This window comes from Clostridium sp. (genome assembly GCF_047777555.1).
Taxonomy (GTDB): Bacteria; Bacillota; Clostridia; order Clostridiales; family Clostridiaceae; genus Clostridium_H.
This window is the reverse complement of record NZ_JBKEEV010000002.1, coordinates 245342-263308: the sequence shown is the minus strand read 5'-3', so window position 1 is coordinate 263308 and position 17967 is coordinate 245342. Positions and strand designations below refer to the sequence as shown.

Annotated in this window: 32 protein-coding genes; all 32 read left to right on the top strand. The window is 34.5% G+C overall.

Going from position 1 to position 17967, the window contains the following annotated elements; translation table 11 throughout:
* The first annotated feature begins 56 nt into the window (after positions 1-56).
* The 32 genes from rpsL to rpsM all read left to right on the top strand — a co-directional run bounded on the left by rpsL (position 57) and on the right by rpsM (position 17956).
* Positions 57-434, top strand: coding sequence for a 30S ribosomal protein S12 (gene rpsL / locus ACFWTK_RS04460; protein ID WP_061858389.1), 378 nt, complete (start codon positions 57-59; stop codon positions 432-434).
* 139 nt (positions 435-573) lie between these two features.
* Positions 574-1044 (top strand): 30S ribosomal protein S7, encoded by a 471-nt coding sequence (rpsG, locus tag ACFWTK_RS04455; RefSeq protein ID WP_415874917.1) that lies wholly within the window; start codon positions 574-576, stop codon positions 1042-1044.
* 107 nt (positions 1045-1151) lie between these two features.
* Positions 1152-3212, top strand: a complete 2061-nt coding sequence (gene fusA, locus ACFWTK_RS04450; RefSeq protein WP_415874916.1) for an elongation factor G — start codon at positions 1152-1154, stop codon at positions 3210-3212.
* A gap of 53 nt (positions 3213-3265) precedes the next feature.
* Positions 3266-4447, top strand: coding sequence for an elongation factor Tu (tuf, locus tag ACFWTK_RS04445; protein WP_415874915.1), 1182 nt, complete (start codon positions 3266-3268; stop codon positions 4445-4447).
* A gap of 398 nt (positions 4448-4845) precedes the next feature.
* A complete protein-coding gene (rpsJ, locus tag ACFWTK_RS04440; protein ID WP_003367878.1) occupies positions 4846-5154 on the top strand; it encodes a 30S ribosomal protein S10 in 309 nt (102 codons plus the stop codon).
* A 65-nt stretch (positions 5155-5219) separates the two neighbouring features.
* Positions 5220-5849 carry a 50S ribosomal protein L3 gene (gene rplC / locus ACFWTK_RS04435; RefSeq protein WP_415874914.1) on the top strand — a complete coding sequence of 210 codons (630 nt, stop codon included), beginning with the start codon at positions 5220-5222 and terminating at the stop codon, positions 5847-5849.
* Positions 5850-5875: 26 nt separating this feature from the next.
* The gene (rplD, locus tag ACFWTK_RS04430) at positions 5876-6496 is read left to right on the top strand and encodes a 50S ribosomal protein L4 (protein WP_415874913.1); all 621 of its coding nucleotides are present in this window, start codon (positions 5876-5878) and stop codon (positions 6494-6496) included.
* Entirely contained in the window at positions 6496-6789 is a 294-nt protein-coding gene (gene rplW, locus ACFWTK_RS04425; RefSeq protein ID WP_415874912.1) for a 50S ribosomal protein L23, read from the top strand. The genes rplD and rplW overlap by 1 nt, the downstream gene beginning before the upstream one ends.
* Before the next feature lie 62 nt (positions 6790-6851).
* Positions 6852-7685 carry a 50S ribosomal protein L2 gene (gene rplB / locus ACFWTK_RS04420; protein ID WP_415874911.1) on the top strand — a complete coding sequence of 278 codons (834 nt, stop codon included), beginning with the start codon at positions 6852-6854 and terminating at the stop codon, positions 7683-7685.
* Positions 7686-7759: 74 nt separating this feature from the next.
* The gene (rpsS, locus tag ACFWTK_RS04415) at positions 7760-8044 is read left to right on the top strand and encodes a 30S ribosomal protein S19 (protein WP_415874910.1); all 285 of its coding nucleotides are present in this window, start codon (positions 7760-7762) and stop codon (positions 8042-8044) included.
* A gap of 21 nt (positions 8045-8065) precedes the next feature.
* The gene (gene rplV / locus ACFWTK_RS04410) at positions 8066-8401 is read left to right on the top strand and encodes a 50S ribosomal protein L22 (RefSeq protein WP_415874909.1); all 336 of its coding nucleotides are present in this window, start codon (positions 8066-8068) and stop codon (positions 8399-8401) included.
* A 15-nt stretch (positions 8402-8416) separates the two neighbouring features.
* Positions 8417-9082: a 30S ribosomal protein S3 gene (rpsC, locus tag ACFWTK_RS04405; protein WP_415874907.1), complete on the top strand. Its 666-nt coding sequence runs from the start codon at positions 8417-8419 to the stop codon at positions 9080-9082.
* A gap of 17 nt (positions 9083-9099) precedes the next feature.
* Positions 9100-9543 (top strand): 50S ribosomal protein L16, encoded by a 444-nt coding sequence (gene rplP, locus ACFWTK_RS04400; protein ID WP_415874906.1) that lies wholly within the window; start codon positions 9100-9102, stop codon positions 9541-9543.
* On the top strand, positions 9533-9745 hold the full coding sequence (rpmC, locus tag ACFWTK_RS04395) for a 50S ribosomal protein L29 (protein ID WP_415874905.1): 213 nt from the start codon (positions 9533-9535) through the stop codon (positions 9743-9745). Before rplP ends, rpmC begins: the two co-directional genes overlap by 11 nt.
* A gap of 22 nt (positions 9746-9767) precedes the next feature.
* Entirely contained in the window at positions 9768-10022 is a 255-nt protein-coding gene (gene rpsQ / locus ACFWTK_RS04390; protein ID WP_415874904.1) for a 30S ribosomal protein S17, read from the top strand.
* A gap of 27 nt (positions 10023-10049) precedes the next feature.
* A complete protein-coding gene (gene rplN / locus ACFWTK_RS04385) occupies positions 10050-10424 on the top strand; it encodes a 50S ribosomal protein L14 (RefSeq protein WP_415874903.1) in 375 nt (124 codons plus the stop codon).
* 16 nt (positions 10425-10440) lie between these two features.
* Complete coding sequence (rplX, locus tag ACFWTK_RS04380; protein ID WP_415874902.1) at positions 10441-10758, top strand: 50S ribosomal protein L24; 318 nt, start codon at positions 10441-10443, stop codon at positions 10756-10758.
* Positions 10759-10780: 22 nt separating this feature from the next.
* Entirely contained in the window at positions 10781-11320 is a 540-nt protein-coding gene (gene rplE, locus ACFWTK_RS04375; RefSeq protein WP_415874901.1) for a 50S ribosomal protein L5, read from the top strand.
* 15 nt (positions 11321-11335) lie between these two features.
* A complete protein-coding gene (locus tag ACFWTK_RS04370) occupies positions 11336-11521 on the top strand; it encodes a type Z 30S ribosomal protein S14 (RefSeq protein WP_415874900.1) in 186 nt (61 codons plus the stop codon).
* 31 nt (positions 11522-11552) lie between these two features.
* Complete coding sequence (gene rpsH / locus ACFWTK_RS04365) at positions 11553-11948, top strand: 30S ribosomal protein S8 (protein WP_415874899.1); 396 nt, start codon at positions 11553-11555, stop codon at positions 11946-11948.
* A 25-nt stretch (positions 11949-11973) separates the two neighbouring features.
* On the top strand, positions 11974-12513 hold the full coding sequence (gene rplF / locus ACFWTK_RS04360; protein ID WP_415874898.1) for a 50S ribosomal protein L6: 540 nt from the start codon (positions 11974-11976) through the stop codon (positions 12511-12513).
* A 30-nt stretch (positions 12514-12543) separates the two neighbouring features.
* Positions 12544-12906, top strand: coding sequence for a 50S ribosomal protein L18 (gene rplR, locus ACFWTK_RS04355; RefSeq protein ID WP_415874897.1), 363 nt, complete (start codon positions 12544-12546; stop codon positions 12904-12906).
* Between the two features lie 16 nt (positions 12907-12922).
* Entirely contained in the window at positions 12923-13420 is a 498-nt protein-coding gene (gene rpsE, locus ACFWTK_RS04350; protein ID WP_415874896.1) for a 30S ribosomal protein S5, read from the top strand.
* A 13-nt stretch (positions 13421-13433) separates the two neighbouring features.
* Positions 13434-13613, top strand: coding sequence for a 50S ribosomal protein L30 (gene rpmD, locus ACFWTK_RS04345; protein WP_415874895.1), 180 nt, complete (start codon positions 13434-13436; stop codon positions 13611-13613).
* Positions 13614-13631: 18 nt separating this feature from the next.
* Positions 13632-14072 carry a 50S ribosomal protein L15 gene (gene rplO / locus ACFWTK_RS04340; protein ID WP_415874894.1) on the top strand — a complete coding sequence of 147 codons (441 nt, stop codon included), beginning with the start codon at positions 13632-13634 and terminating at the stop codon, positions 14070-14072.
* Between the two features lies 1 nt (position 14073).
* A complete protein-coding gene (gene secY / locus ACFWTK_RS04335; protein WP_415874893.1) occupies positions 14074-15348 on the top strand; it encodes a preprotein translocase subunit SecY in 1275 nt (424 codons plus the stop codon).
* Between the two features lie 29 nt (positions 15349-15377).
* The gene (locus ACFWTK_RS04330; RefSeq protein WP_415874892.1) at positions 15378-16028 is read left to right on the top strand and encodes an adenylate kinase; all 651 of its coding nucleotides are present in this window, start codon (positions 15378-15380) and stop codon (positions 16026-16028) included.
* Entirely contained in the window at positions 16029-16775 is a 747-nt protein-coding gene (gene map / locus ACFWTK_RS04325) for a type I methionyl aminopeptidase (protein ID WP_415874891.1), read from the top strand. It begins immediately after the preceding gene.
* Positions 16776-16789: 14 nt separating this feature from the next.
* Positions 16790-17071 carry an RNA-binding protein gene (locus ACFWTK_RS04320; RefSeq protein WP_415874890.1) on the top strand — a complete coding sequence of 94 codons (282 nt, stop codon included), beginning with the start codon at positions 16790-16792 and terminating at the stop codon, positions 17069-17071.
* Between the two features lie 7 nt (positions 17072-17078).
* Entirely contained in the window at positions 17079-17297 is a 219-nt protein-coding gene (infA, locus tag ACFWTK_RS04315; protein WP_061858417.1) for a translation initiation factor IF-1, read from the top strand.
* Positions 17298-17312: 15 nt separating this feature from the next.
* Positions 17313-17426 carry a 50S ribosomal protein L36 gene (gene rpmJ, locus ACFWTK_RS04310; RefSeq protein ID WP_002509257.1) on the top strand — a complete coding sequence of 38 codons (114 nt, stop codon included), beginning with the start codon at positions 17313-17315 and terminating at the stop codon, positions 17424-17426.
* 158 nt (positions 17427-17584) lie between these two features.
* The gene (gene rpsM / locus ACFWTK_RS04305) at positions 17585-17956 is read left to right on the top strand and encodes a 30S ribosomal protein S13 (RefSeq protein WP_415874889.1); all 372 of its coding nucleotides are present in this window, start codon (positions 17585-17587) and stop codon (positions 17954-17956) included.
* The last annotated feature ends 11 nt before the right edge of the window (positions 17957-17967 follow it).

The window sequence follows — 17967 nt, the reverse complement described above, 5'->3', positions numbered from 1 at the left end:
TATGCTAAACACTAAATTTATATAGCTTAAGTTTAAAATATTAAGGAGGTGGAAAAATGCCAACAATTAACCAATTAGTAAGAAAAGGAAGAAAGTCAGTAGAGTATAAGTCTGCATCACCTGCATTAAAACAAAGCCCACAAAAAAGAGGTGTTTGTACAGTTGTTAAAACATCAACACCTAAGAAACCTAACTCAGCTTTAAGAAAAGTAGCAAGAGTTAGACTTACAAACGGATATGAAGTTACAGCTTATATCCCAGGAGTAGGACATAATTTACAAGAACACAGCGTTGTTTTAATTAGAGGTGGAAGAGTTAAGGACCTTCCTGGTGTTAGATATCACATAATCAGAGGAGCATTAGATGCTGCTGGTGTTGCTAACAGAATGCAAGGAAGATCTAAGTATGGTGCAAAGAAACCAAAACAAAAATAGTTTTTGAAAATAGTGCTATGTCTTCGGCATTTATATAGATTATAAATAAATTAATTAGTATTTTGCAGAAGAGAGCACTTTGCGGTGTGGTTACCGAGTACCTATGAATTAAATACACTATGTTAAGGAGGGAAGAAAAGTGCCAAGAAAAGGAAATACACCAAAAAGAGACGTTTTACCAGATCCAGTATATAATAGTAAGGTAGTTACAAAATTAATCAATAATATAATGTTAGATGGTAAAAAGGGAGTAGCTCAAAAAATATGCTACGATGCATTTGATATTGTTGCTGAAAAGACTGGAAAAGAAGCAATGGAAGTTTTCGAAGCTGCAATGAATAATATCATGCCTTTACTAGAAGTTAAAGCTAGAAGAATTGGTGGTGCAACATACCAAGTTCCTATGGAAGTAAGACCAGAAAGAAGACAGACTTTAGGATTAAGATGGTTAATTGACGCTGCTAGAAAAAGAGGCGAAAAGTACATGAGAGAACAATTAGCAGCAGAATTAATGGACGCTGCTAACAATACAGGTGCAGCTGTTAAAAAGAGAGAAGATACACATAAGATGGCAGAAGCTAACAAAGCATTTGCACATTACAGATACTAATATAGATTTGGATATAAAACTGTTTTGGGCATCCCGAAGCAGTTTTATACAATTTTTAAATTTCTGCTTTTAAGGCATACAACTTACTTGTTGAGAGGAGGAAGAACATGGCTAGAAAATACCCATTAGATAAATTTCGTAATATTGGAATAATGGCTCACATAGATGCTGGTAAAACAACATGTACTGAGCGTATATTATTCTACACTGGAAAAACTCATAAAATAGGTGAAACCCATGAAGGTGCAGCTACAATGGACTGGATGGAACAAGAACAAGAAAGAGGTATAACAATTACTTCTGCTGCAACAACATGTTATTGGAAGGATTACCAAATAAACATTATAGACACACCAGGACACGTAGATTTTACTGTAGAGGTTGAAAGATCTCTTAGAGTACTTGACGGAGCTGTTACTATACTTGATGCAAAGGGTGGTGTTGAACCACAAACTGAAACTGTATGGAGACAGGCAGATAAATATGAAGTACCTAGAATGGTATTTGTAAATAAGATGGATATATTAGGTGCTGACTTTTATATGTCAGTTAACTCAATCAGAGAAAGATTAAATGCCAATGCAGTGCCAATACAGCTTCCTATAGGAAAAGAAGATAATTATCAAGGACATATTGATCTTATCAGAATGAAGGCTATAATCTTCGACCATGAATTAGGCCAACATTTTGAAGAGGTTGAAATTCCAGAAGATATGAAAGAACAAGCAGAAGAATATAGATCAGCTATGATTGAAGCTATAGTTGAAACTGATGAAGAATTAATGATGAAGTACTTAGAAGGCGAAGAAATAACTGAAGAAGAAATTCATACTGCTTTAAGAAAAGCTACTATTTCTAATGAAATAGTTCCAGTACTTTGCGGTACTGCATATAGAAATAAAGGTGTTCAACACCTATTAGATGCTGTTGTTGCTTATTTACCAGCACCAACTGATATACCAGCTATTAAGGGAACTAATGCTGAAGGAGAAGAAGTTGATAGACATTCATCAGATGATGAACCATTAGCTGCTCTAGCATTCAAGATAGCTACTGACCCATTCGTAGGTAAATTAGCATTCGTTAGAATTTATTCAGGTATAATGACAAGTGGATCGTATGTATTAAATAGTAACAAGAACAAAAAAGAAAGAATCGGAAGACTTGTTAAAATGCATGCTAACCATAGAGAAGAAGTTAACGAATTATACGCTGGAGAATTAGGTGCGGTAATAGGATTAAAGAACACAACTACTGGAGATACACTATGTGATGAGAATAATTTAGTACTTCTTGAAAGCATGGAATTCCCAGAGCCAGTTATTCGTGTAGCTATTGAGCCAAAAACAAAGGCAGCTCAAGAAAAGATGGGTATAGCTTTAGCTAAATTAGCTGAAGAAGACCCAACATTTAAGACATATACTGATGAAGAAACAGGTCAAACAATTATAGCAGGTATGGGAGAACTTCACCTTGAAATTATAGTTGATAGACTTCAAAGAGAATTCAAGGTTGAATGTAATGTTGGAGCTCCACAAGTTGCTTACAAAGAGACAATCAAGAAGGCTGTTAAGGCTGAAGGTAAGTTTGTAAGACAATCAGGTGGACGTGGTCAATATGGACACTGCTGGATAGAATTAATACCTCATGAAGGTGAATATGAATTTGAAAATGCTATAGTTGGAGGAGTTATACCAAGAGAATATATCCCAGCTGTAGATAATGGAATTCAAGAAGCATCTCAAAATGGTATATTAGGTGGATATCCAGTTATAAACTTCAAGGTTAAATGCTATGATGGATCATACCACGATGTTGACTCATCTGAAATGGCATTTAAAATTGCAGGTTCTATGGCATTCAAAAATGGTATGGCAAAAGCAGATCCAGTACTTCTTGAGCCAGTAATGAAAGTTGAAATAACTGTTCCAGAAGAATATATGGGAGATGTTATGGGAGACGTTAACTCAAGAAGAGGTAGAATTGAAGGTATGAATGCAAGAGCTGGTGCTCAAATCATATCAGCATTTGTTCCATTAGCTGAAATGTTTGGATATGCAACAACATTGAGATCTAAAACTCAAGGTAGAGGAGTTTACAGCATGGAATTTGATCATTATGAAGAAGTTCCAAAGAGTATAGCTGAGAAAGTTATTGGAAACAAATAATTAATTATTTAATATAAATTTTTATTAATAAATAGTTATGGGAGGAATAAAAAATGGCAAGACAAAAGTTTGAAAGAACAAAGCCACACGTAAATATAGGAACAATAGGACACGTTGACCACGGTAAGACAACAACAACAGCAGCAATCACAATGACACTTGCAAAAACAGGTGGAGCAGAAGTACAAGACTACGAAGATATCGATAAAGCACCAGAAGAAAAAGAAAGAGGAATAACAATCAATACAGCACACGTAGAGTATGAAACAGAAAAGAGACACTACGCACACGTTGACTGTCCAGGACACGCTGACTACGTAAAGAACATGATCACAGGAGCAGCTCAAATGGATGGAGCAATCCTAGTAGTATCAGCAGCAGACGGTCCAATGCCACAAACAAGAGAACATATACTACTAGCATCAAGAGTTGGAGTTAACCACATAGTAGTATTCTTAAATAAAGCAGACCAAGTAGACGATCCAGAATTATTAGAATTAGTAGAAATGGAAGTTAGAGAATTATTAAATGAATACGGATTCGATGGAGACGGATGCCCAGTAGTAGTAGGATCAGCATTAAAAGCTATCGAAGAAGGCGACGACGAATGCATTAAACAATTAATGGATGCAGTTGACGAATATATACCAACACCAGAAAGAGCAACTGACCAACCATTCTTAATGCCAATAGAAGATGTATTCACAATAACAGGAAGAGGAACAGTTGCAACAGGAAGAGTAGAAAGAGGAGTACTACACGTAGGAGACGAAGTACAAATCGTAGGAATGAAAGAAGAAATAGGAAAGACAACAGTAACAGGAGTAGAAATGTTCAGAAAGATGTTAGACGAAGCAATGGCAGGAGATAACATCGGAGCATTACTAAGAGGAGTACAAAGAAACGAGATCGAAAGAGGTCAAGTATTAGCAAAACCAGGTTCAGTAACACCACACAAGAAATTCGTAGGTCAAGTATACGTATTAAAGAAAGAAGAAGGTGGAAGACATACACCATTCTTTGATGGATACAGACCACAATTCTACTTCAGAACAACAGACGTTACAGGAACAATTAAGTTACCAGAAGGTGTAGAAATGGTTATGCCAGGAGACCACATCGACATGAACGTAGAACTAATCACACCAGTAGCAATGGAATCAGGATTAAGATTCGCTATAAGAGAAGGTGGAAGAACAGTAGGTTCAGGAGTTGTTACTTCAATAGTAGAATAGTTTTAAGTTTTTTATAGATTATTACGTAATAAGAAATTAAAAAAAGGCCTTTATATAAAGTGAAAGGAGAGGGGGACGCCCTTCTCCTTTTGCTTGTAATATAAATGTAAAAACGTAGTATTGTGAAAGAATTTGTGATAAAAAAGAAAAAATACTTGTCAAAGTCAAAAAAATATTATACAATATAAGAGTTGTGACACGAGAATGGCGATGAAGCAAGAGGTTGCTGGACTTACCAGGATATTCTTAGCTGAGCATGCTTTGATCTTGAATCAGGCGGCAGCGATATGAATATAGGTTCCATTATTTGTGCAAAATGATGCAACGCGTGGAGCAGTTTACATAACGCTGATGTTACATCTATGAATTAATGAGTAGTGAAAAGGAGGGAAACAAAAATGGCAAACCAAAAAATAAGAATTAGATTAAAAGCTTTTGATCATAACATATTGGATCAATCAGCTGAAAAAATTGTTGAAACAGCTAAAAACACAGGTGCTAAAGTAGCTGGTCCAGTACCACTACCAACTGAAAAAGATGTTGTTACAATTTTAAGAGCAACACATAAATATAAGGATTCTAGAGAACAATTTGAAATCAGAACACATAAGAGATTAATCGATATATTAAGTCCATCACCAAAGACTGTTGATGCATTAATGAGATTAGACTTACCAGCAGGTGTTGACATCGAAATAAAATTATAAGAAATATTAACAATGAGATATTATGATCGGAAGCGATCCGCTAATATTTTAGGAGGTGCAAAGAAATGAAAAAAGCTATATTAGGAAGAAAACTAGGAATGACTCAAATATTTGATGAGAGTGGTAAAGTGATTCCTGTTACAGTTGTTGAAGCTGGTCCTTGTGTAGTAACTCAAAAGAAGACAGAAGAAAAAGATGGTTACAATGCTATACAAGTAGGCTTTGGAGATATAAGAGAAAAATTAGTTAATAAGCCTAAAAAAGGACACTTTGCAAAGGCTGGAGTAGCAGCTAAGAGAATCGTTAAAGAATTCAGATTAGAAAATATCGAAGGATATGAAGTTGGAAGCGAAATCAAAGCTGATATATTTGAGATAGGAGAAAAAGTAGATGTATCAGGAGTTTCTAAGGGTAAGGGATTCCAAGGTACAATAAAGAGATGGAACTTCTCTAGAGGACCAATGGCACACGGTTCTAAGTATCATAGAGGTGTTGGTTCAATGGGAGCTTCATCAGATCCATCAAGAACATTCAAAAACAAGAAGATGCCTGGACATATGGGACATAGAAATACAACTGTCCTAAACCTTGAAGTTGTAAAAGTTATGCCAGAAAAAAATGTTATTTTAATTAAAGGTGGAATTCCAGGACCAAACAAGGGTTACGTTGTAATAAGAAATACAGTAAAAGCTTAACGTTTTAGAAGAAAGGAGGATAAAGAATGCCTACAGTAGATTTATATAATAGAGAAGGGCAAAAAGTTGGAGATATGCAATTATCAGACAACGTATTTGCAGTAGAAGTTAATGAAAATGTATTACATCAAGTTGTAGTTGCACAACTTGCAAATAAAAGACAAGGAACACAATCAGCTAAAACTAGAGCTGAGGTTTCTGGAGGTGGAAAAAAACCTTGGAGACAAAAAGGAACTGGTAGAGCAAGACAAGGTTCAATTAGAGCTCCACAATGGATACATGGTGGTATAGTATTCGCTCCAAAGCCAAGAGATTACAGAATGTCAATTCCTAAGTCAATGAGAAGAGTTGCTATGAAGTCAGCTTTAACAAGCAAAGTAAATGATAATAACATAGTAGTTCTTGAAACTTTAGAATTAGAAGCACCAAAAACTAAAGAAATGGTTAAGATGATAAATGCTTTTGAAGCTAAAAAACCATTAATAGTACTACCAGAAAATAATGAGGTTGTTTACAAATCAATAAGAAACATTGAAGGTGCAACTGTTATACCAGTAAACAACTTAAATGTTTATGATATATTAAGACACGATAAATTCATCGTTACTAAAGAAGCGGTTGCTAAAATTGAGGAGGTGTATGCATAATGATGTTAAACAGTTACGATATAATAAAGAGACCTGTAATAACTGAAAAAAGCATGTCTGCTATGGCAGATAGAAAGTACACCTTCATTGTGGATATACATGCAAATAAATCTCAAATAAAAAGAGCAGTTGAAGAAGTATTTGGTGTAAAAGTTGAAGAAGTTAATACTGCTAGAATAATGGGAAAAGTAAAAAGAGTTGGAGTTCATGTTGGGAAAAGACCTGACTACAAAAAAGCAGTAGTTACATTAACTTCAGATAGCAAGACAATTGAATTCTTTGAAGGAATGTAAGATATAGATAAAGCTGTTATTGGTAAGAATACCAGATAAGCGATGAGAAGGAGGGAACTTAGATGGCAGTTAAAAAGTTTAGACCAGTTACACCTTCACTTAGACAGATGACAGTTTCTACTTTTGAAGAAATTACTACAGATAAGCCTGAAAAATCACTTCTAGTTTCATTAAATAAAAAGGCTGGAAGAAATGCTCAAGGTAAAATAACTGTTCGTCACCGTGGTGGTGGAGCTAAGAGAAAATATAGAATAATAGATTTTAAGAGGAATAAGGATGGAATACCTGCAAAGGTAGCAACTATAGAGTATGATCCAAATAGAACAGCTTATATAGCTTTACTTGTATATGCTGATGGTGAAAAGAGATATATAATTGCACCAGTTGGATTAAAGGTTGGAGATGTTGTAGTATCTGGTCCAAATGCAGATATTAAACCAGGTAACGCTCTTCCATTAGTAAATATACCAGTAGGTACAGTAATTCATAACATAGAATTACAAGCTGGAAAAGGCGGCCAAATAGTAAGAGCAGCTGGAGCATCAGCACAGCTTATGGCTAAAGAAGGCAAGTATGCTATTTTAAGATTACCAAGTGGTGAAATGAGATATGTTAATATCCAATGTAGAGCTACAGTTGGAACTGTATCTAACTTAACAAATGACATAATAAACATTGGTAAAGCAGGAAGAAAGAGACATATGGGTTGGAGACCAACTGTAAGAGGATCTGTAATGAACCCTAACGATCACCCACACGGTGGTGGAGAAGGTAGATCTCCAATTGGACGTCCAAGTCCAGTTACTCCATGGGGTAAACCAGCACTTGGATATAAGACTAGAAAGAATAGTAAATACTCTGATAGAATGATTATCAAGAGAAGAGGTCAAAAATAGTAAATAAATGAATTAAGAAGAGAATGTTAATTCTCTTCCTAAGCTTTTACATTATATGAAGGGAGGACACAGAGTTGAGTAGATCACTTAAAAAAGGACCTTTCGTTGCAGAATCGTTAATGAAGAAAATTGAGGAAATGAATGCGAAAGGTGAAAAGAAAGTTGTAAAGACTTGGTCAAGAAGTTCAACAATATTCCCTCAGATGGTAGGTCATACTATAGCTGTTCATGATGGTAGAAAACATGTTCCGGTATATATAAGTGAAGATATGGTAGGGCATAAACTAGGTGAATTTGTATTAACAAGAACATTTAAAGGCCACGTAGATAAGAGCGAAAAGTCATCACGTGTAAGATAGCGAAGGGAAGGAGGAACTAAGATGGAAGCTAGAGCTATAGCAAAGTATGTGAGAATATCTCCAAGCAAAGTGAGAGTTGTTCTTGATTTAGTAAGAGGTAAAAATGTAAACGAAGCTTTTGCTATATTAAAATACACTCCAAAAGATTCAGCTGCTGCAATTTTAAAAGTATTAAAATCAGCTGTAGCTAATGCAGAAAATAATTTTAACTTAGACGTTAATAAATTATATGTTGCAGAGGCTTATGCGAATCAAGGTCCAACATTAAAAAGATTTAAACCACGCGCACAAGGCAGAGCGTATTCAATAATGAAAAGAACTAGTCACATAGTACTAGTAGTTAAAGAAAGAGCATAGAAGGAGGGAAATAGAGTGGGACAAAAAGTACATCCACATGGCCTCAGAGTCGGCGTTATAAAGGATTGGGATGCTAAATGGTATGCAAATGATAAAAACTTTGCAGATAACCTAATCGAAGATGATAAAGTTAGAAAATTCATTAAGAATAAATGCTACTCAGCAGGTATTGCTAAAATAGAGATAGAAAGAACCCCAAAGAGAATAAAGATAAATATTCATACTGCTAAACCAGGAATGCTTATTGGAAAAGGCGGAAAAGGTATAGAAGAATTAAAAGGCGAAATACTTTCAATGGTAAATGAAAAGAACGTAATAATCAATATTGTTGAAGTTAAGAAGCCTGAAGTTGATGCTCAATTGATGGCAGAGAACATTGCTCAACAACTTGAAAAGAGAATTTCTTTCAGAAGAGCTATGAAGCAAACTATTCAAAGAGCTATGAAGGGCGGAGTTAAAGGTGTTAAAACTGCTTGCTCTGGAAGACTTGGCGGTGCTGAAATAGCTAGAACAGAACAATATCATGAAGGAACAATTCCTCTACAAACACTAAGAGCAGATATTGATTACGGATTTGCAGAAGCAAATACAACATACGGAAAAATAGGAGTTAAAGTTTGGATATATAAAGGCGAAGTTCTTCCAACAAAAAAAGTGAAAACAGAAGAAGTTAGCCAATAGGGAAGGAGGAATAAGTTATGTTGATGCCTAAAAGGGTAAAACATCGTAAAGTTCAACGTGGCAATATGAGAGGAAAAGCTACTAGAGGAAATTTCATTGCATACGGTGATTACGCTATACAAGCAACTGAACCAGGTTGGTTAACAAGCAATCAAATAGAAGCTGCCAGAATAGCGATAAATAGATATATAAAAAGAGGTGGAAAGCTTTGGATTAAGGTTTTCCCAGATAAACCAGTAACTGAAAAACCTGCAGAAACTCGTATGGGTTCTGGTAAAGGTTCACCAGAATATTGGGTAGCTGTAGTTAAACCAGGTAGAGTATTATTCGAATTATCTGGAGTATCTGAAGATGTTGCTAGAGAAGCTATGAGACTTGCTTCACATAAGCTTCCTATGAAGACTAAGTTTGTAACAAGAAAAGATTTTGAACAAATGGGTGGTGAAGTAAATGAGGGCTAATGAATTACAAGAATTAAGACAAATTTCTTCTGAAGAATTGTCAACTAAATTAAATGATTTAAAAGCTGAATTATTTAATTTAAGATTCCAATTAGCAACTGGCCAACTTGAAAACCCAATGAGAATAAGACAGGTTAAAAAATCAATAGCTCAAGTTAAAACAATACTTAGAGAAAAAGAGTTAAAGGTACTTGAACAGTAGTATGCTGAAAGGAGGTAATCCTGTGGAAAGAGGTAACAGAAAGACTAGAATAGGAAGAGTTGTTTCTGACAAAATGGAAAAGACTATTGTAGTTGCAGTTGAAGATAAGGTTCGTCATCCTTTATATGGAAAGACAATAAATAAAACTAAGAAATTTAAAGTTCATGATGAAAATAATCAAGCTGGAATCAATGATAGAGTATTAATAATGGAAACTAGACCATTATCTAAAGATAAGAGATGGAGATTAGTGGAAATCGTTGAAAAGGCAAAATAATTCAATGATTGAAAGGAGGGTATTTGTATGATACAGCCACAAACTCGCTTAAAAGTAGCAGATAATACTGGAGCAAAAGAGATTATGTGCATAAGAGTTTTAGGCGGTTCTAGAAGAAAATATGGCAACATAGGAGATATAATCGTTGCTAGCGTTAAAAGTGCAACACCAGGCGGAGTTGTAAAAAAAGGTGATGTAGTTAAAGCAGTTATAGTAAGATCTAAAAGAGGAGTAAGAAGAGTAGATGGTTCATACATCAAGTTTGATGATAACGCTGCAGTTGTTATCAAAGATGATAAGCAACCAAGAGGAACTCGTATCTTTGGAACTATTGCAAGAGAGCTAAGAGAAAAAGATAAAGAATTCAATAAAATATTATCATTAGCACCTGAAGTTCTATAAAAGGGAGGTGGCTGTGATGGCTAAAGTTCATGTAAGAAGAACAGACAAAGTAGTTGTTATTTCAGGTAAAGATAAAGGTAAAGTAAGTGAAGTGTTAGCTGTATATCCTAAAGCTGGAAAAGTTTTAGTTAAGGATGTAAATATAGTTACTAAGCACATGAAGCCTAATAGAGAAAATATGCAAGGCGGATTAGTTAAGAAAGAAGCGCCTATAAATAGTTCAAAAGTTATGTTATATTGCACAAATTGTAATTCTGCTACAAGAATTAGCAAAAAGCTTTTAGAAGATGGAACAAAAGTTAGAGTATGCAAGAAGTGCGGAGAAATACTATAGACTTTGAAAGGAGGTTCACTAAATGACTAGACTACAAGAAAAATACAACACAGAAGTAGTACCAGCTCTTATGGAGAAGTTTGGGTATAAAAACGTAATGGAAATTCCAAAACTTGAGAAAGTTGTTGTTAACATGGGTGTAGGAGAAGCTAAAGAAAATTCTAAGGTGTTAGAATCAGCTGTAGCTGACTTACAAGAAATCACAGGACAAAAGCCAGTAGTTACAAGAGCTAAAAAATCTGTAGCTAACTTCAAAGTAAGACAAAACATGCCTATTGGATGCAAGGTTACATTAAGAAAAGATAAAATGTTCGAATTCGTAGATAAATTAATGAATGTAGCTTTACCAAGAGTTAGAGACTTTAGAGGAGTATCTTCTAAATCTTTTGATGGTAGAGGAAACTATGCATTAGGAATTAAGGAGCAAATCATATTCCCAGAAATCGAATATGATAAGATAGATAAAGTAAGAGGTATGGATATAATATTTGTTACTACTGCTAAAACTGATGAAGAAGCAAGAGAATTGCTTAGATATCTAGGTATGCCATTTGCTCAATAGTAAGGAGGTAGAAATATGGCACGTAAAGCGATGATTGAAAAGTGGAATAAGACTCCAAAATATTCAACTAGAGCTTATACTAGATGTAGAATATGCGGAAGACCACACGCTGTTTTAAAGAAATACGGAATATGTCGTATCTGTTTTAGAGAATTAGCCTACAAGGGACAAATTCCTGGATGCAGAAAAGCTAGTTGGTAAAAACATTGTTATTAGAAAGGAGGCATAATAAATGGTTATGACAGACCCTATTGCTGATATGCTAACTCGTATAAGAAATGCAAATATAGTTAGACATGAAGTCGTTGAAGTACCGTCTTCAAATGCCAAAAAAGCTATCGCTAACATATTACTTCAAGAAGGATATGTTAAAGATGTAGAAGAATATGCAGATGGAGCGGTTCCAATGCTTAGATTGTCTTTAAAATATCAAGGAAAAGAAAGAGTTATAACTGGACTAAAGAGAATATCAAAGCCAGGTTTAAGAGTTTATTGTAAGAAAGATAATATACCTAAGGTACTAAACGGATTAGGAGTTGCTATCGTATCAACTTCTAAAGGAATAGTTACAGATAGAGAAGCAAGAAAATTAGGTTTAGGTGGAGAAGTTATCTGTTATATTTGGTAATTTAACGTGAACAGGAGGTGCTATAATGTCAAGAGTAGGAAGACTTCCAATAGATATACCTAATGGAGTAAATATTACTGTAACACCAGACAACGTTGTTACAGTAAAAGGACCAAAAGGAGAATTAACTAAAGCTATGCATAAAGATATGAGTATAGCTATAGAAGACAATAAAGTTGTTGTTACAAGACCAAGTGATGTACCTCAACACAGAGCATTACACGGTTTAACAAGATCTTTAATAAAGAATATGGTTGTTGGTGTAAGTGAAGGATACCAAAAAACTTTAGAGTTAGTTGGTGTTGGATACAGAGCCCAATTAAAAGGAAAAGACTTAGTATTAAATCTTGGATATTCACATCCAGTTGAAATACATGCTGTTAAAGGCATAGATTACTCAGTTCCAGAACCAACAAAAGTTGTTGTTAGCGGAATTGATAAAGAACTAGTTGGTTCAGTTGCTGCAAACATAAGAGTATGGAGAAAGCCAGAGCCATATAAAGGAAAAGGAATTAAATATGCTGGAGAAGTTATAAGACGTAAAGAAGGTAAGACTGGTAAGTAACAGAAATAACAGCAGAAAGGAGTGAATTAGATGTTCAAGAAAGAGAACAGACAAGAAACTAGAGTTAAGCGTCATTTAAGAGTACGTAATAAAGTTTCTGGTACTGCTGAGAAACCTAGATTAGCAGTATATAGAAGTGAAAAGAATATATATGCTCAAATAATTGATGATGTAGCTGGAAGAACTTTAGTATCAGCTTCAACTTTAGATAAAGATTATACTGGAAAAGTTGGAAGTAATAAAGAAGCTGCTAAAACTGTCGGAGCAATGATCGCTAAAAAAGCAATTGAAAAAGGTATAGAAGAAGTTGTTTTTGATAGAGGCGGATATGTATATCATGGAAGAGTAAAAGAACTTGCTGAAGGTGCAAGAGAAGCAGGCTTAAAATTCTAAAGAAGGAGGGAAAACAATGAGAATAGATCCTAGCACGCTAAATCTTAAAGAGAAGGTTGTATTCATAAATAGAGTTGCTAAGGTTGTTAAAGGTGGTAGAAACTTTAGATTTAGTGCTCTTGTTGTAGTAGGAGACGAAAACGGACACGTTGGCGTAGGAATGGGCAAATCTGTTGAAATACCTGAAGCTATAAGAAAAGGTATTGAAGATGCTAAAAAGCATTTAATAGAAGTAGCAATTGTTGACGCAACTGTTCCTCACACAATACAAGGTGAATTCGGAAAAGGAAAGGTATTAATTATGCCAGCTAGCGAAGGTACTGGAGTTATCGCTGGTGGTCCTGTAAGAGCGGTATTAGAATTAGCAGGATTGAAAGACGTTAGAGCAAAATCATTAGGCTCTAATAACCCAAGAAATATGGTCGGTGCAACATTAGACGGATTATCAAAATTAAGAACTGCAGAACAGATTGCTAAATTAAGAGGCAAGGCTGTAGAAGAAATTTTAGGATAGGAGGGGATCGACCGTGGCTAAACTAAAAGTAACATTAATAAAGAGTACTATAGGTAGAAAAAAGGACCATATTGCTACTGTAAATGCTCTTGGATTAAAGAAAATAGGTAACAGTGTTGTTCACGAAGATACTCCTCAAGTTAAAGGTATGATAAACAAAGTGAGCTATCTTTTAACTGTTGAAGAAATATAGTAAGAGGAGGTGTTATATATGAAACTTCATGAATTGAAACCTGCTGCAGGCTCTAGAAAGGCTTCAAAAAGAGTTGGTAGAGGAAATGGTTCAGGATTAGGTAAGACTGCTGGAAAAGGTCATAAAGGACAAAATGCTAGATCAGGCGGCGGCGTTAGACCAGGATTTGAAGGAGGTCAAATGCCTTTATATAGAAGATTGCCTAAAAGAGGTTTTACTAATATATTTGCAAAAGAATATGTTGAAGTTAACGTAAATAGATTAAACATATTTGAAGATGGAACAGAAGTTACTCCAGAATTATTAAAACAAAATGGTGTAGTTAGCAACTTAAGAGATGGAGTTAAAATAATGGGTAACGGAGTTCTTGAGAAAAAACTAACTGTAAAAGCAACTAAATTTACCAAAGGTGCTATTGAGAAGATAGAATCCATGGGGGGAAAAGCAGAGGTGATATAAAATGTCAACCTTACGTAACGCTTGGAAAGTTCCCGAATTAAAAAAAAGAATTATATTTACATTTTTAATGGTAGCAATTATCAGGATGGGAAATCATATTCCTGTTCCTGGAATTGATACCGACGCACTAAAAAACTTGGCAAAAGCGGGGACGCTATTTAGTTTTTACGATTTGATGTCAGGTGGAGCGCTAAGTAGTTTTAGTATTTTTGCTATGGGAGTTGTACCCTACATCAACTCATCAATTATATTTCAATTGCTTACCATAGCTATTCCTTCTCTTGAACAACTTTCTAAGGAAGGTGAAGAAGGAAGGAAAAAGATACAAAATTATACTAGATACGCCGCAGTAGTTTTAGGTGCGCTTCAATCTTTTGGAACTTATGCTTTAATGAGAAATTATGGAGCTGTTCCCAACTTAGGTAAATTTGATGTATTCTTAATAGTTTTAACATTGACTACATCTTCTATCTTCTTAATGTGGTTAGGAGATCAAATAACTGTTAAGGGTATAGGAAACGGAGTATCATTGATAATATATATCAATATACTTTCAAGATTACCACAAGAAGTTCTTAAAATTGCTAGCTTACAAGAAACTGAGGCTGTAAGTGTTGTTCAAGTAGCACTATTGTTAGTATTTGTTATAGCTTTATTTGTTATGGTTGTTATAGCTACTTTAGCTGAAAGAAGAATACCAGTTCAGTATGCAGCTAAAAATTCTGGAGGAAGAATGTTTAAAGGACAATCAACTCATATTCCTATAAACATGAATTCATCTGGTATTATAGCTATAATATTTGCTATGTCAGTGATGCAGTTTCCAGCTACAATAGCTAGTTTTTGGCCAGATTCTGCATTTAATAAATTTATAACTATGAGTAAATATAGTGTATTTAGATATAATAGTTGGCCATATGCAATACTCTCTGTAGTATTGATAATATTCTTCACTTGGTTTTATACTGAAGTTACATTTAAGCCAGAGGAAATGGCGGAAAATATACATAAATCTGCTGGATTTATACCTGGGGTAAGACCAGGAGAACCAACAGCAAGATTTATTGAGAAAGTATTACTAAGAGTATCAATACTAGGCGGTATATTTGCTGCTGTTATAGCTATAATTCCAATGGCAGTAGAAACATTTAGTGCATTTAAAGGATTATCCTTTGGAGGTACTTCATTGCTAATAGAAGTTGGGGTTGCCCTTGACTTTATGAGACAATTAGAATCTCAATTAGTAATGAGACATTATAAAGGTTTCCTTAAATAAGAAATGGAAAGAATTTGGAGTTGATATTTATGAGAATGATTTTGTTAGGTCCTCCAGGAGCAGGAAAAGGAACTCAAGCAAAATTAATAAGCGAAAAATACTCTATTCCTCATATATCTACTGGAGATATATTCAGAAAAAATATTTCTGAAAAAACACCATTAGGAATAAAAGCTAAAGAGTATATGGATAAAGGACAATTAGTTCCAGATGAATTAACTATAGATTTAGTAAAAGATAGATTAACAAATGAAGACTGTAAAGGTGGATTTCTACTAGATGGATTTCCAAGGACAGTAAAGCAAGCAGAAGCCTTAGAAGATTTTCTAAGAGATAAGGAAAAAGCTATAGACACTGCTTTGCTTATAAATGTGCCTAGTGAATTCATTCTAGAAAGAATGACAGGAAGAAGAGTTTGCCCATCATGCGGAGCAAGTTATCATGTTAAATTTAACCCTCCTAAAGTTGATGGAAAATGTGATATTTGCGGCAGCGAAATTGTTCAAAGAAAAGACGATACTGAAGAGACAGTAAAAGAACGTTTGGATGTGTATGAAAAGCAAACTCAACCATTAGTAGATTTTTATGCCTCAAGAAATCAATTATTTGTGGTTGATGGTACACAATCAATTGATGAGGTCTTTATTTCAATTTCTAATCATATAGAAGGCGATAAATAGATGATAATAATTAAAAGCAGCAGAGAAATTGAGTATATGAGACGTGCAGGAAAAGTTGTTAGCGAAACCCTTGCTCTATTGCAAGAATCTGTAAGACCAGGAATAACTACTGGCGAATTGGATAGAATAGCAGAGGAATATATAAGAAAATGCAATGCTGTTCCATCTTTTAAAGGATACTATGGTTTCCCAGCTTCCATATGTACTTCCGTTAATGAGGAAGTAGTTCACGGTATACCAGGTAAACGGGTGCTGCAAGAAGGAGATATAATAAGTGTTGACTGTGGAGCCATCCTTGATGGTTATCATGGTGATGCGGCTAGAACTTTTGCTGTAGGAAAAATTTCTAAAGAAGCCGAGGAATTAATTAATGTTACCAAGCAAAGCTTTTTTAAAGGTGTAGAAAATGCAAAAGTTGGTAATAGATTAACTGATATATCATCAGCAATTCAAGAATATGCTGAAAGCCGAGGATATTCTATAGTTAGGGACTATGTTGGGCATGGTATTGGTATGGCAATGCATGAAGAACCTGAAGTTCCTAATTACGGTAGACCAGGTCGAGGACCAAAGTTGGTTAAAGGCATGGTTTTAGCAATTGAACCAATGGTTAACATTGGTGCCTATGACGTAGAAGTTCTATCAAATGATTGGACTGTAGTTACTAGAGATAAAACATTATCAGCTCATTATGAAAACACTGTAGCTATTTTAGAGAATGGTCCTGAAATATTGACATTAAGTTAATCGAGGTGGCCATAATGAATAAAAAAGAGCTTTTAGGAAGGGTTGTATACTCTAAAGCCGGAAGAGATTCAGGAAGAACATTTATAATACTTGATGTTATTGATGATAATTATGTAAGTATTGTAGATGGTGATTTACACAAAGTTGAAAAACCTAAGAAGAAAAAAGTAAAACACTTAAACATCACAAGTACTGTTATAGAAGATATAAAAAAGCTGATAATTTGTAAAGAAAGTCTTAGTAATGCAGAGCTAAGAAAGTATTTAGGAAATAGGGACGTTATTAAGGAGGGTTAAGTACCTTATGTCTAAAGATGATGTAATTGAAATGCAAGGTACAGTTTTAGAAGCTTTGCCTAATGCTATGTTTCAAGTTGAATTAGAAAGTGGGCAAAAAATATTAGCTCATGTATCTGGAAAGTTAAGAATGAATTTTATTAGAATTTTACCAGGTGACAAAGTTACGGTTGAGCTTTCTCCATATGATCTAACAAAAGGTAGAATAACTTGGAGAGCGAAATAGCAAGGAGGGTTAGGAATGAAAGTAAGACCATCAGTTAAACCTATTTGTGAAAAATGTAAGGTTATAAAAAGAAAAGGTAAAGTAATGGTTATATGTGAAAATCCTAAACACAAGCAAAAACAAGGATGATAAATTATTACTAAAAAATTTAAGAAAATAGTTGATAAAATAAATAATTTGCAATATTATGTATAAGTATGATATTGCATTAAAAACAAGTTTATATGCGGCTGCTAACATAAATATAAGATGAAGTGAAAGTTGAAAATTAGGAGGTGTACAATTTAATGGCGAGAATAGCTGGTATTGACCTACCAAAAGAAAAAAGAGTTGAGATAGGCTTAACTTATATTTACGGTATAGGTCTTAACAGATCACATGAAATTCTTAAAGCAACTGGAGTAAATCCAGATACTAGAGTTAGAGATTTAAGCGAGGAAGAAGTAAATGCAATCAGAGATTACATTACTAAAAACTTCGTTGTTGAAGGAGATTTAAGAAGAACAATAGCTCTTGACATAAAGAGATTAGTTGAAATTGGATGTTATAGAGGAATTAGACACAGAAAAGGACTTCCAGTAAGAGGACAAAAGACTAAGACAAATGCTAGAACTAGAAAAGGACCAAAGAAGACAATTAGCGGAAAGAAGAAAAAGTAATAAGGAGGGAT